The 13,509-nt window shown below is 43.0% G+C and carries 14 protein-coding genes and 1 riboswitch; of the genes, 4 read left to right on the top strand and 10 right to left on the bottom strand.

Going from position 1 to position 13,509, the window contains the following annotated elements; genetic code table 11:
- Position 1 precedes the first annotated feature (1 nt).
- The gene (locus RCG25_RS03575) at positions 2–808 is read right to left on the bottom strand and encodes a prohibitin family protein (RefSeq protein WP_308082316.1); all 807 of its coding nucleotides are present in this window, start codon (positions 806–808) and stop codon (positions 2–4) included.
- Positions 809–1,079: 271 nt separating this feature from the next.
- Between RCG25_RS03575 and RCG25_RS03570 the strand changes: the two genes are divergently transcribed.
- The 3 genes from RCG25_RS03570 to RCG25_RS03560 all read left to right on the top strand — a co-directional run bounded on the left by RCG25_RS03570 (position 1,080) and on the right by RCG25_RS03560 (position 3,566).
- The gene (locus tag RCG25_RS03570; RefSeq protein ID WP_308082315.1) at positions 1,080–1,511 is read left to right on the top strand and encodes a hypothetical protein; all 432 of its coding nucleotides are present in this window, start codon (positions 1,080–1,082) and stop codon (positions 1,509–1,511) included.
- Between the two features lie 71 nt (positions 1,512–1,582).
- Positions 1,583–1,993, top strand: coding sequence for a hypothetical protein (locus RCG25_RS03565; RefSeq protein ID WP_308082314.1), 411 nt, complete (start codon positions 1,583–1,585; stop codon positions 1,991–1,993).
- On the top strand, positions 1,935–3,566 hold the full coding sequence (locus tag RCG25_RS03560) for a right-handed parallel beta-helix repeat-containing protein (protein WP_308082313.1): 1,632 nt from the start codon (positions 1,935–1,937) through the stop codon (positions 3,564–3,566). The genes RCG25_RS03565 and RCG25_RS03560 overlap by 59 nt, the downstream gene beginning before the upstream one ends.
- A gap of 61 nt (positions 3,567–3,627) precedes the next feature.
- On the opposite strand, the gene RCG25_RS03555 is transcribed toward RCG25_RS03560, so the two are convergent.
- The 9 genes from RCG25_RS03555 to RCG25_RS03515 form a co-directional block, all read right to left on the bottom strand.
- Positions 3,628–4,458 (bottom strand): MetQ/NlpA family ABC transporter substrate-binding protein, encoded by an 831-nt coding sequence (locus tag RCG25_RS03555; RefSeq protein ID WP_308082312.1) that lies wholly within the window; start codon positions 4,456–4,458, stop codon positions 3,628–3,630.
- An 18-nt stretch (positions 4,459–4,476) separates the two neighbouring features.
- Complete coding sequence (locus RCG25_RS03550; protein WP_308082311.1) at positions 4,477–5,151, bottom strand: methionine ABC transporter permease; 675 nt, start codon at positions 5,149–5,151, stop codon at positions 4,477–4,479.
- A complete protein-coding gene (locus tag RCG25_RS03545; RefSeq protein WP_308082310.1) occupies positions 5,141–6,154 on the bottom strand; it encodes a methionine ABC transporter ATP-binding protein in 1,014 nt (337 codons plus the stop codon). Before RCG25_RS03545 ends, RCG25_RS03550 begins: the two co-directional genes overlap by 11 nt.
- A 139-nt stretch (positions 6,155–6,293) precedes the next feature.
- Positions 6,294–6,399, bottom strand: a riboswitch (SAM riboswitch).
- 185 nt (positions 6,400–6,584) lie between these two features.
- Positions 6,585–7,730 (bottom strand): ABC transporter permease, encoded by a 1,146-nt coding sequence (locus tag RCG25_RS03540; protein ID WP_308082309.1) that lies wholly within the window; start codon positions 7,728–7,730, stop codon positions 6,585–6,587.
- Positions 7,731–8,840, bottom strand: a complete 1,110-nt coding sequence (locus RCG25_RS03535) for an ABC transporter permease (protein WP_308082308.1) — start codon at positions 8,838–8,840, stop codon at positions 7,731–7,733.
- 18 nt (positions 8,841–8,858) lie between these two features.
- Entirely contained in the window at positions 8,859–9,797 is a 939-nt protein-coding gene (locus RCG25_RS03530) for an ABC transporter ATP-binding protein (protein WP_308082307.1), read from the bottom strand.
- Positions 9,798–9,802: 5 nt separating this feature from the next.
- Positions 9,803–10,039, bottom strand: coding sequence for a hypothetical protein (locus RCG25_RS03525; RefSeq protein ID WP_308082306.1), 237 nt, complete (start codon positions 10,037–10,039; stop codon positions 9,803–9,805).
- Positions 10,040–10,113: 74 nt separating this feature from the next.
- Positions 10,114–11,223, bottom strand: coding sequence for a sensor histidine kinase (locus RCG25_RS03520; RefSeq protein WP_308082305.1), 1,110 nt, complete (start codon positions 11,221–11,223; stop codon positions 10,114–10,116).
- Positions 11,224–11,865, bottom strand: a complete 642-nt coding sequence (locus RCG25_RS03515) for a response regulator (protein WP_308082304.1) — start codon at positions 11,863–11,865, stop codon at positions 11,224–11,226.
- A gap of 203 nt (positions 11,866–12,068) precedes the next feature.
- Here RCG25_RS03515 and RCG25_RS03510 point away from each other — a divergent pair, with 203 nt between their 5' ends.
- On the top strand, positions 12,069–12,995 hold the full coding sequence (locus RCG25_RS03510; protein ID WP_308082303.1) for a polyisoprenyl-teichoic acid--peptidoglycan teichoic acid transferase TagU: 927 nt from the start codon (positions 12,069–12,071) through the stop codon (positions 12,993–12,995).
- The last annotated feature ends 514 nt before the right edge of the window (positions 12,996–13,509 follow it).

Genomic DNA, 13,509 nt, shown 5'->3' with positions numbered 1-13,509 from the left:
TCTATTTTTGTTTCTCGAGTCCATTTACATCAATAAACGGTGTGGCTCCACCTGTGACACTTGGCAGGCGGCCATCCCATTTCTCCAAAGCCTTCTCTTGAACTTCAATTTGTTTTAATTGGATTAACTCCGGCGTAACTTCTTGCTTTTTCAAGCGGAGGGCTTCTGCTTCTGCCCCTGCTTGAGCGACCTTCTGCTCCGCTTCTATTTTGATTCTCTCTAGATCTCTTTGTGCCCTTAACGCGTTTTGTTCAGCCGTTTGCTTGGCTTCAATCGCTTTATTGAATTCTTCACTGAAAGCAAACTCTTTGATATTAATATCTTCTAGAATCATATGATATTTTGTTAATTTAGCAGCAAGCATCTCTTTTACTTTTGCTGATACTTCTGGGCGTTTTGAAATCAATTCTTCTGCTGTATAAAGTGCGGTAATTGCCTTTAACGATTCGGCAATCGCTGGATCAACAATTCTGGAACGATAATCCAGTCCGATTTCTTGATATAATTTATTCGCGGCTTCAGGATTAACAGAAAAGTTGACGGCCACATTTGTAGTAACAATTTGTAGATCTTTGGAGGCAGCGGTCTGTGAGCTTTCTTCTTTTTGTACCCGTACCTCAATCGGTTGAACGGTTTGGATAAACGGAAGCTTAAAGTGAAATCCTTCTGTTAAAATGGTTGGCTTAACAGCCCCTAATTGCAAAAGGACACCTCTATAACCTGACGCAACAGTGGTAGTCGAAAAAAATCCAACTACTAAAATCACAATGGCAATGGCCCCACCAATTATTGATTTCTTATATTGCATGTCGTTCCCCCCTTTTATTACTCAAACAAAGCTTTTACATAGAAAAATAACTGTTTACCTAACTGTATGAAAACTTCACCAACATTATGAAATTAGAACCAATGACCCTTGCGTACCTTTATCACTGTGACGTATTACCCCGTCGGGGGACTGTCCCCGCAAAAAGAGTGAAAAATATTAAACAAAAACCTAAAGATTTTTAATTTTTAAAAAACATAATATCTACTATACTCTCAATTGTTACATAAATTTGTGAGAGGAGTTGAAAAATTTGAAAACGCTTACCAAGGTAAGGAGTATCCTTCTATCCACGGTGTTAGCACTAAGTACAGCACCGATGCTGGTCACATCGGCCAAGGCGGCAGAAGGCACACAGGGATACGATTCCTCCCAGTTAAAGTGGGAGAGCATCACTTTTGGACAGTCGACGGATCTCAGCTTCTCACCGAATGTCCTGCCTGAAAAAGTGGGAACAAACTATGCCCACCCTGACAAACAAGGCACCATTGAGGGTGAGATAGTCTTAGAGAGTAGAGGTGGAAAATTGGCACCGGGCCATGACGGACTCACTTTTTACTACACAAAGCTTGATCCAAAGGTGCACAACTTCGTTCTTGAAGCAGACATGACCATTGATCAGTTTGGACCGGAAACAACGGCTGGACCGAACGGACAGGAGTCAAATACCCTTGGGGAAACTTAGGCAGTGAGTTAAAGGCCTCTCCTTTTACAACAGATTCAACTTACAAACTTCCAATTGGGACACCTGTCCATGTGAAATTAGAGAGAACCGATAGCGAATTTATCATGTCTGCTACCTTTACCCACCTAGTGGAGCAGAAAACTTTTGAAAAAAGAATCACGGGTGCAGACATGGTACAGGTCATCGATCCGGATCATATGTATGTAGGCTTTTATGCAGCAAGAAATGCAAAAATGACCATCCGAAATGCGAGCTTATCACTAAGTGAGGCTCATACCATACCAACACCCCCGGCACCTGTTGTTGAACCAAAGGCAGCCATGGAAATCGTTTCTGCACCAGAAATTGGCTCGGCTAACTATGAGCTAAAAACTCTGGCTAATTATGATGGAACGATTACGGTAACGAAGGATGGATCAGAGGTTGTCAGCAACGAAGGATGGATCAGAGGTTGTCAGCAACGAAGCAGTCAAAAAGGATGAACTCTACTCCTTTGCAACAAAGTTGGACAACGATACAACGAATTTTAGTGTGACCTATACGCCAACAGGAGCTCCTTCTACTACACCGATTACAAAAACCATTCAAGTAACAAAGAAGGTGTACAACTCGGGTGCCGGACTTTATGTGTCACCAAATGGTACAAGTTCAGCACGAGGCACCATCGACGACCCGATGAATTTAGAAACAGCAATCAAGTATGTTCTTCCTGGGGAAACTATTTTTATGCGCGAAGGGACTTATACGCCTTCCGCTATCATCGATATTAAAAAGGAATATAGTGGTGAGAAGGATAAAGTAAAAACGCTCGCCGCCTATAACGGCGAAGAGGTCACCATAGATGGGCAAAACCATCTTGCTAATGTGCTCAAGTTAAATGCGGATTATTGGCATTTGGCTGGGATCCATATTACTAGGGGTGTATCCAATGGAATGAGAGTAAGCGGAAATCACAATGTGGTCGAGCAAATGCTCTTCAATTTTAACGGGGATACAGGTTTGCAAATTAGCGGCAGCGGTTCAGATCCTGAAAAATGGCCGAAGTACAACTTGATTTTAAATTGTGAATCCCATGACAACCATGATTTGAGTGATGAAAATGCCGATGGTTTTGCTGCAAAACTCGGTGTAGGTGCGGGCAATGTGTTTAAAGGCAATATCGCCCATCACAATATTGACGATGGTTGGGATTTATATAACCGAACAAATGAAGGGGCAAATATGCCGATTACCTTGGACGGAAATATTGCTTATTCCAATGGGAAGCTAAGTAATGGCTATAACGAAGAGGGCAATCAGGGGAATGGCTTTAAGCTAGGTGGAGAAGGCCTGCCGGTTGCTCACATCGTCCGTAACAACATTGCGTTTGATAACAATATGGACGGCTTTACCGATAATTTTAACCCTGGAAAAATTGTCGTCGAGAACAATACTTCTTTCAACAACAAACGCTTTAATTATGTGTTCCGAATCAATCCTTATTTTACAGCTGTGGAGCAGGGAATATTTAAAAATAATCTCTCCTTTAGAACGAACGGCGGTACCATAAGAGATTCAATCAGCGGAAATGTCGATGAGACCAATTTCCTTTTTGACGGGTCAAAGACAGTGAATAGTGCTGGTGTAGCGGTTTCAGCGAAGGACTTTGTCAGTCTCGATGTCCCTGAAGAGTTTACTAGATATGAAAATGGTGCCATTAATTATGGGAACTTCCTCCGTTTAGCTCCTGAGAGCGAACTAAGTAAAGCGGGAACCCATGTCGGCGCGTTAGCAGCTAACCCAGTATCTATTAAAGTGGAAGGTCCGGATTCCTTAAGAGAAGGAGAAACGGCTTCGCTTGTGGTGAAGGGTGTTTATTATGATGGATCTGTCCAAACATTGACCGATGAAGTGGAATTTACTAGTGCGGATCACACTGTTGCGGTGGTGAACCAAAACGGTGTTGTTCAAGCTGGTAAAAAAGGTAAAACAACAATCAAAGTCTCGTACCATGGCTTAACAGCTGAGCTTCAAATCCATGTTAAAACCATGCCGCCTGGGCTGAAAAAGAAGTAAAGAAATGGGGACAGTCCCCCGCTGCGTTAAAGCGCCGGGGGACTGTCCCCATCTTTTCCCCTTATTTCTTCATCCACTCCGGCTTTCCAAAGCCTTTAAACTTCTCATCAATGACTTTTTTGAAGTCTGCAGATTCCACGACTTCTTTAATATCTTTTGCAAGTTGAGAATCTTTGTTTTCTGTTTTTACCGCAACGATATTGCGATAGGAATCTAGCATATTTTCAAGTGCTAGTGCATCTAGCAGGTTCATTTTTGCAGCCAATGCGAAGTTTCCAGGTACTGCCGCTAAATCGACACTGTCCACAGAACGAGGAAGCTGGCCTGCTTCAATTGCTTGGAACTTCAAGTTTTTCTTATTTTCAACAATGTCCTTCTCAGATACTTTCAACGGGTCGGCACTTTCGTTAATTGTAATTAGGCCTTCATCACGAAGTGTATTTAAGGCACGAGCTGCGTTTGTTGGGTCATTCGGAAGCGTAACCGTTGCTCCGTTTTTCACTTCATCCAATGATTTGAATTTCTTTGAGTAAAGCCCCATTGGTGCAGTTGGAACAGAAATCAGTGCAGACAACTTCATGTTGTTTTCCTTCGCAAAATTCTCTAGATAGATAGAATGCTGGAATAGGTTTGCTTGGATGTCCCCATTGTCTAACGCTTTATTTGGCTGGATGTAATCACTGAATTCTACAATCTCAACTTTGTAGCCCTTCTTTTCTAAACCAGGAACAATTGCTTCCTTCAACATATCACTGTACGGACCAGCAGTAGCCCCTAATTTAATATCTTTAGATTTTGCTACTGCTTTGTCTTTACTCTCTGAACTGCTGCCGCATGCTGCTAACGCACCTACAACTAAAACTAACACCATTGCTAAAAACCATTTTTTCATAACTTTTTCCTTCCTTCCTTATCTTCTTTTATCGACAACTTTGGCAACAAAATCACCAAGCAGTTGAATAACCTGAACTAAAATAATTAATATAACAACAGTGGCAATCATGATGGTATTGTCATAGCGGTAATACCCAAAGCGAATTGCTAAATCTCCAATTCCACCGCCGCCCACTGTCCCGGCCATCGCCGAAAATCCGATTAAACTAATAAGGGTCAACGTAATACCCGAGATGATTCCTGATCTTGCTTCAAGGAGCAGAACATCTTTTATAATCATGGTTGGCGTCGCTCCCGCCGCAATCGCCGCTTCGATGACCCCTTTATCGATTTCCCTTAATGCCGTTTCGACGATTCGAGCAAAGAATGGAATGGCTGCCACCGATAGCGACACACTTGCGGCTGTCGGTCCAATCGTCGAACCAACGATGAAGTTGGTTAATGGAATTAGCGCTACCAGCAAGATAATAAATGGAATCGAACGAATCAAGTTTACTAGGAATCCCATCGTTACTTGAATCATGCGATTTTGTAAAAACAAGCCTTTGTCAGTGACAAATAACAGGATTCCCACTGGCAAGCCAATGACGATGGCAATCGCTAAGGAAATCATAATCATATAAATCGTCTGCATAAAAGCAGTATTGATATCTGGAATTAATTCCACCAGATGCTGAAAATCAAATCCCATTTCGTAACACCTCCACTTGCGCGGCCCGGTCCTCAATGTATCGAAGGGCCGCGGTCAATTCCTCTTTCGCACCTTTCAGTTCCATAATGAAAATGCCCAAGGGCAATTCTTGGATGTATTCAATCGAACCATGGAGGAAGTTCCCTTTTACGCTGAATGTCTGCAGCATATCGGAAATGACCCCCTCACCGGCGACTTTCCCTTTAAATAACACCTTAATGATTGGCCCTTCACTGCTAGACAGGATGGACTCCGGTATATCAAAAGATACTACACTATCAATAAACTCTCCGGTGAGCTCCGCCTGAGGGTTGGCGAAGATGTCATAGACTGCTCCTTCTTCAATCACCTTCCCGTCTTGCATAATCGCCATCCGGTGGCAAATTTCTTTTACTACGTCCATCTCATGCGTGATGAGAATAATCGTAATGTTAAGCTCCCTGTTGATCTTTTTTAATAGATTCAAAATCGACTTGGTTGTGGTCGGGTCAAGGGCGGAGGTTGCCTCATCACACAGCAGGACTGTTGGATTATTGGCGAGTGCCCGTGCAATCCCCACCCGCTGCTTTTGTCCACCGCTCAGCTGGGCTGGATACACATCGCGCTTATCCGCAAGTCCCACCGTTTCTAGTAATTCCATCACACGGGTGCTGATTTGATTCTTCGGATAGTTGGCCGCTTTCAGCGAAAAAGCAATATTTTCATAGACTGTCTTTTGACTGATGAGGTAAAAGTGTTGAAAGATCATGCCAATCTTTAGCCGTGCCAGACGAAGCTTCTCCCCTTTTAAGGAAGTAAGGTCCGTCCCATCGACAGTAATAGTGCCTGAAGTAGGTTGTTCCAACAAGTTAATGCAGCGGAGCAACGAGCTTTTTCCGGCGCCAGAGTAGCCGACGATACCATAGATTTCCCCTCGTTGAACCGTTAAAGAAACATCATCGACTCCCTTGACCGTTCCACTTTTCGTTTTATATTCCTTTGTTAGTTGACGAATCTCAATCATAATGATGACCTCTTTTTTCATGAGCGATATTTTAAAATAATGTTTATCCAGTTAGCCTGCTACGACCCTGTTGGATTTTTCCATACAAAAAATGCCCCTTTCAACTGAAAGGAGCATCGAAATACAAACAATTATTTCAAGCTTATCTTTCAGAATGAAAGTCATTCTGCTGGAATTGGCACCTTCCCAATTAGGGGGTTGCCGGACGTCATAGGGCCAAGTCCCTCGGTCACTCTCGATAAGAATTATTAGTTTTTTTTAACATTTTTGATATTACTAATCTATTTTTATATTGTCAATCATCAAAAAATAATATTCTACCATTGTAAGTGTTTCCATTATTATCAAATCAACTATTTAGGGCGTCTAAAAAAATTTTTGGGGACAGTCCCCCGGCGCTTTAGCGCAGTGGGGGACTGTCCCCGCTCTTTTAGATAAAGTTCTGTGTCGTATTATTTCTACTGAACCGATACACGGCGATCAGGAAGAATGCCGCTGCAAAGGCGAATAGAATGATGTAGTGTAGGTACAGGCCGCTGAAGGTGCTTCCTTCCTGCAATTTAGTGAGTGTGTCTAAGGTCCAGCGCTGCGGCAGGAATTCTGCAATTTTTTGCAACGATTTCGGCATGACTTCAACTGGCCAGAAGCAGCCAGACAGCATGACAGTCGGAGTGATCACTAAGTTTTGCAAAGCGCCCGCCGCACTCCGGTTGTTGGCGAAAGAAATGATCACTAATGACAAACCGACTGAAATCAAGGAAAAGAGAATCATAACAAACGCGGCTTCCCAAAAGGACACATTCACGCCCATATCAAAGACCATTCTCATAATGGTTAACGTGATTAACACCTGGATCGTCATCACAATCATATTCACAATCACATTCGCGAATACATACTTCCTCGCATTGATCGGTGTCGATAATAAGCGGTAATACGTCCGCTGTTCTTTTTCCAACAAAATAATCTCAGATAGATTAACTGCCGACATCATCATGATCATAATCAGGAACCCAATCGCTTGGTTGGTCATAAGCTTATTTTTTGAAGCATCTTCCACTGAATGGTTCACAAGCTTATATCCACTTTGCTGATAGTCCTTCACCATCTGTTCGAACATCGGCTGGTTACCGTCCGCCGCACGACTGATCGTTGCTAAATTATTGATATATTGATATAAATAGGACTTCACAAATCCTGTCACCGCAGCCCCTTTGATAGAGCTAATCTCAATATGGTCAGGTGAACCCTTCAGCACGCTATCTGAGAATCCTTTTTCAAAGATAATCACAGAGTCAAGCTTGCCAGACGTAATCTGCGCCTTCCCCTCTGCTGCCTCCACCCCGGACACCTTCACGTTCTCTAACCCTTTGAGAAATTGAATCGTATCTTCCGTAACCTCGCTCTTGTCTTGATTCACGATGCCTACCGTGAGGGTCGGTGTTTGATTTCCGCCATAGGCAAGAAGGGCAATGAAAATTCCCACCAAAGGCATGAGCAAGAACATGATTACATTTTTTCGTTTACGAAACGTCATACTTAATGTGTTTTGAATTAACCAGAGGATATCCTTCATTTATAGCCCCTCCCGTCGTTTTAAAGAGATAACCGCTACTAGTAAAAAGAGGAGTGACCCAGCCATGTTGATGGTGATTGCAGGGATGGCCGCAGATAGGTCATTCGCATAAATTAATTTCATTAACCCGTTGTTCATCCAAGTAAGGGGAGAAAGCTCCGTAATCAATTTGAAGAAACCCTCAGGATTCACAATTCTAAAATAGGACCCGCCAAAGAAGGAGGATAACTGAGCAACGAGTGTAATGATCACTTTTGGAGCGGCATGTGTTTTTGCTAAAAAGCTGATTCCAATCCCTAAGCTCACCGCAAAAATAATCTCAGTCAAAAGAACCAGGTAGACCATTCCTTCATGATCGCCCCAATTCGCATGGAATAACAGCTTGCTCAGCTGAACTACCAGCAAGGCAGATAAACTACTGCTGACAAGACCTCCAAGTACTTTTCCGATAAAAATTTCACTTTTTCTAATCGGAGAGGCAATCAGACGATTGGCCGTCCCTCTCACTCGTTCTTCCACAATTAACGAACTGGCCGACATCGCTCCGTACAGGATAATCATCGTCGTAATCACAATCGCATAGTAATCCATCGAACTCGGCTGCTTATCAGGTTGAAGCGAGGTTTCTTTGATAAAATTCGCCTGGCTATCGCGAGAAAACGCTGCCATTTTATCCGGTGCCGTCTTCATGATTTCAGTGGCAATATTGTATTGATTCACATAAGCGGAAAGCATGCCTTGAAGAATGTTTGCTTCGATGCTGCTGCCATTATTGAGATACAGCTGCACTTCCTTATCTGATACCTTGACATAGCCATCCACTTTACTTTGCTGCACGTCTTTTTTCGCCTTGGTTTCATCGATGACTTTTTTAAAATGAACACCCGACTTTTTGACCTCCTTAACAAAAGGCTGAAAGTTCTCCCCCTTTGTTGTATCTGTGTATACCACGTGGAGATCATCCACAGGAATACTGGTGGTAAACGTGTTCGACAAAGCCGTACCTAGTACAAGCATCAAGACAATCGGAAAGAGGAGCATAAAAAACAAGGTTCTTCTGTCACGAAAATCGGATTTAATTCCCTTCCAAGCCATACTGAAAATGTTCATGGCCGTCCCCTCCTTTCCTTATTGGTCCCGTAAATTCCTGCCTGTTAACGTTAAAAAGACGGTTTCTAGGTTTGGAGCTTTTTCCTGTAATGAACGGATTTCGATGTGCTGACTCATAAAGTGTTCCATGATTTGATTTAAGTTGTTCACACCGGTATCCGAGTTAATTTTGATAAAGTTTTCGTCCACCGTAACGGCTTCGACCCCTTTGATTTCCTTAATAGCCTGAACGTTCACGTGTTCCGTTGATTTGACCTCTATCCATAAATCCTTTGTATTGGTGATGATTGATTTCAATTGTTCCTTCGTGCCTTCCGCAATGATTTTCCCATGATCGATGATGGCAATCTGCGTGCAGATTTCCTCAACTTCCTCCATATAGTGGCTGGTGTAAATGATCGTACAGCCCATCTCATTTAGCTTCCGAACCGAATTGAGGATATAATTCCGCGATTGCGGATCGATTCCGACCGTCGGCTCATCCATGATAATCAGTTTTGGCCGATGTGCAATGGCACAAGCGATGTTCAATCTACGCTTCATCCCGCCGGAAAAACTTTTCGGATAACTTTTATGGCGGTCTTGTAGTCCGACAAATTCTAAGGCTTCCTCTACTCGTTCTTTTAACTCGGACCCGCGTAAACCGTACAGCCCGGCAAAGAATTTCACATTCTCATAGGCCGTCATGTCCTCGTAAATGGCGAGGTCCTGTGGCACCATTCCGATATTCATTTTGGCGTAACGGCTGTGTTTCTCCGTATCCTTGCCAAGGATCGTAATCTTCCCCTCGTTGCTGCGTAAGAGACCGGCAATCATGTTAATCGTCGTACTTTTCCCGGCTCCATTGGATCCGAGGAACCCAAAGATTTCTCCCTCTTTGACGGATAAGCTCATATGATCGACAGCGATAAAATCACTGAATTTCTTCGTTAAGTTTCTAATTTCCAACACGTTCATCGTGTTCACCCCTGTTCCCTTGTATAATTCAAGTATAAAAAAAAGAATGAACCTGCATAAGTGCAATCGTTCATTCTTTTCACATGAGAATCTTCATGTCTTTCGTGTGAGATGGTCATGGTGACGCCTTTGGCAACATCTTCTTGTGTGAAGAACTTCATGGAGGTGTGATTGGCAACCCGGTTTTGTACAAAAAACGTCATGTTGATGCGAGTGGCAGCAGGACGGTGACCGAAAATCATGGTGATGCGTTCCCCAACATGGTAGCGGCGCAAAGTCTGTGATGCAATCGAAACCCGGTTTCGAGTAAAAAACGTCATGTGGATGCGATTGGCAACAAGGTGGTGACCGAAAATCCATGCGTACTGTCCACGATGATTTTGCCGTTCACAGTAGCCGTCCGCTCTTCCATCCCAATAATCCCAAGGCCCTTCTTGATCATTTCCGTTCCAACTCCATTGTCCTTCACTTCGACGCGAATGATTTTGTTTAGCACTTTGACATCCACCGAAATAAGCGTGGCCCCAGAATACTTCATGGCATTCGTTAATGCCTCCGTGACATTTTCATGGATGATTTTCCACTGAATCGGCGTGATGTGATCTAAATTGCCTTCGTAGGTAAGGACGGTTTTGATGGATTGCTTGGCGTTGAAATCGTCGATTAAGAGCTTCATCCGATTAATTCCCACCTGCTCGGTTGGGGGCTTGATATTTTTTAACGTCATCCGAATCTTTTCAATCCCCTCCTTGGAGATGTTGATGGCATTTTGCAGGAGTTCAGTGGCTTTTGACTGATCGGTCTCCATCAAGCGTTTCGCCGCTTCCATTTGAAAAAGAGCCCCGGTCATCGAGTGTCCGATTTTATCGTGAATCTCCTGTGAAATTCGGTTCCGTTCTTCTAACTTGAACGTGTATTCTGATTGGCGGATGTACTCTGTGTTTTCATTGATATTCTTCGTTAACCTGTGGAGCGTCTTGCGCATCGTATCAATCTGGGCTTCATTTTTTTCGAGCTTATCATGATACAGTTGAGTCATGGTGAAAATCAAAAAACAAAGGGTGGCCGCCAACCCGTAAATGGGCTGAAGCTCGACCTTTATGTAAAGAATAGGAACCGCGGATAGCATCAATAGAGTAAGACGGCTATGCACAAATTCTCCCGACAATTCGATGATTGCGAGCGGCAATACCAAACAAAACAACGGCTGAACAAGGATGCAGGCCGTGACCGAGAGAGCGATAGTGAGCATCAGCAACACCCGTTTAACGGTGTGATTTTTAAAAATATACATCGTGATTGTAAGACAAAAATAAAGCAGGAAAGTAAGTACCACCCATGAGATGTGATTGACCTCTGCTCGAATACAGGTAAACGCGATATACAAAAGTAAGATAAGCTTCGTAAAAATCATCCAAAGCTCCATTTAGTCTACTTTCCCCGTTAGATAGTAAATGGCGATTTGAGTCCGGTGCTCGAGTCCGGTTTTATTTAAGATTGAGGTAATGTAATTGGCGACCGTCCCTTCAGAAATAAACAGCTCCTTAGAAATCGCTTTGTTGGAATACCCTTTGGCAATCAACGACATGATGTCCCGCTCTCTTTCTGTAAAAAGGGAGAGGTCCAGCTTGGTGTCGGACGGTTTCGTGCCACCGCCGAGGTTCAATTTGAGCTTTTCTAAAATCACGTCTTGAATAATGCTGTTTCCTTTATACACACTCTTGATGGCATCGCGAATTTGTTCCGGGTCATTATTTTTCAATAAATAGCCCTTGGCTCCATTTTTGATAGCATCTGTTATGTATTCATCGTCATCAAAGGTGGTCAAGATGATGGGCTTTGTCTTCGTCTTTTCGGTCAAAAGCTTCGTGGCTTCTACACCGTTCATATGTGGCATTCTCACATCTAATAAAGCAATATCCACCTCATGCATTTGGCAGTAGTCCACCGCTTCTTTTCCATCACTCACGGTGTCCAGTACGTCAAATTCTGCATAGGTAGATAGAATGATTTTTAACCCTTCTCGGATAAATGAGTTATCATCCGCAATTATGACTTTGATTTTCATAAGATGGGGAGCCCCTCTCCAATTTTCACTATATCTATCTGTCATTATAGCAAGAAAATGGCAGAAGTTTGAATATCAAGTCATAGTCCTTGATGCCTCCACTCTATCATTTCCATATTTTTTACATACCTCTTAAACTAATTTTTTGTTAACATAGATAAAGATTGTAACTTATTTGTAAGTTTTTAGGAGGTTCTGTTTTTATGAGGGCTCGAAAAAAGAAAAGAAAACTAAGAAAATGGGTAAAAGTGACAGGCACCATCCTTCTAGCTATAGGAATTGGTGGAGGCGTGTACGCTTACTCTGTATATAAATCTTTTAATAACGCGGTTGATTCAATGCATCAAGCAGTTGATCGAACTTCTGATAAGCGCGAGAAGCCTGTGGCGGTGGCGGAAAAGGATCCTTTTTCCGTTTTAATGCTGGGTGTAGACGAGCGCGAAGGAGATAAAGGCCGCTCGGATACGATGATTGTGTTGACGGTCAATCCAAAAAATCATACGGTAAAAATGCTGAGCATCCCGCGTGATACGCGTACGGAGATTATTGGAAAAGGAAAAGAGGATAAAATTAACCATGCCTACGCTTTCGGCGGCGTCCCAATGGCGATGAATACGGTTGAGGATTTCCTTGATATTCCGATTGATTACTATATCCAAGTGAATATGGAAGGCTTTAAGGATATGGTGGACGCGGTTGGCGGTGTGAAGGTAAACAATGATTTAGACTTCACGCAGGATGGCTTCCATTTTGCGAAAGGGAAATTGAAGCTAAACGGCGAAAAGGCGTTGAGCTATACACGAATGAGGCATGAAGACCCTAGAGGTGATTTTGGCCGTCAAATGAGACAGCGTGAAATTATTCAGGGCGTGATTGACGAGGGTGCGAGCTTATCCAGCTTAAAAAACTTTGCAGGCATCTTTGACGTACTCGGGAAAAATGTGAAAACCAACCTAACCTTCGACCAGATTGCTGCGATCCAAAAGGGCTATGACGTGAAGGATACAACGATTCAACAAATGGAGTTAAAAGAAGAAGGCACCAAGATTAACGACATCTACTATGGTTTAGTTTCACCAGAAGAAAAGCAACGCGTGCAAAACATCTTGAGAGCACAGCTTGATTTATAATAACGAGATGGGGACAGTCCCCCGCTGCGTTAAAGCGGTGGGGGACTGTCCCCTAATTTGTGCTGGTTACAACAATGTTGATGCATCTACTTCGACTTTCTCTCCTTCTTTTTAGCAAAAAGTTGATGTAGCTCCCTTCTACTTCGACTTTCTCTCCTTCTTTTTAGGGAAAAGTAGACGTTGCTCCCTCTACTTCGACTTTCTCTCCTTCTTTTTAGGGAAAGGTAGACGTAGCTGCCTTCTACTTCGACTTTCTCTCCTTCTTTTTAGGGAAAAGTAGACGTTGCTCCCTTCTACTTCGACTTTCTCTCCTTCTTTTTAGTGAAAGTAGACGTTGCTCCCTTCTACTTCAACTTTCTCTCTTCTTTTTAGTCAAAAGTAGACGTAGCTCCCTTCTACTTCGACTTTCTTTCTATTATTCTAGGAAAAGTAAACGTAGATCCACTCTATCTCAACTATCCATCTCTTTTTCCAAAGAAAACTAGAAGAGAAGCACCAACACAATCTTTCAAAA

This window comes from Neobacillus sp. PS2-9 (genome assembly GCF_030915525.1).
In the GTDB taxonomy this organism is placed as follows: Bacteria; Bacillota; Bacilli; order Bacillales; family Cytobacillaceae; genus Neobacillus.
Note: the sequence above shows the minus strand (reverse complement) of the source record. Positions and strands in the feature narration are given on the sequence as shown.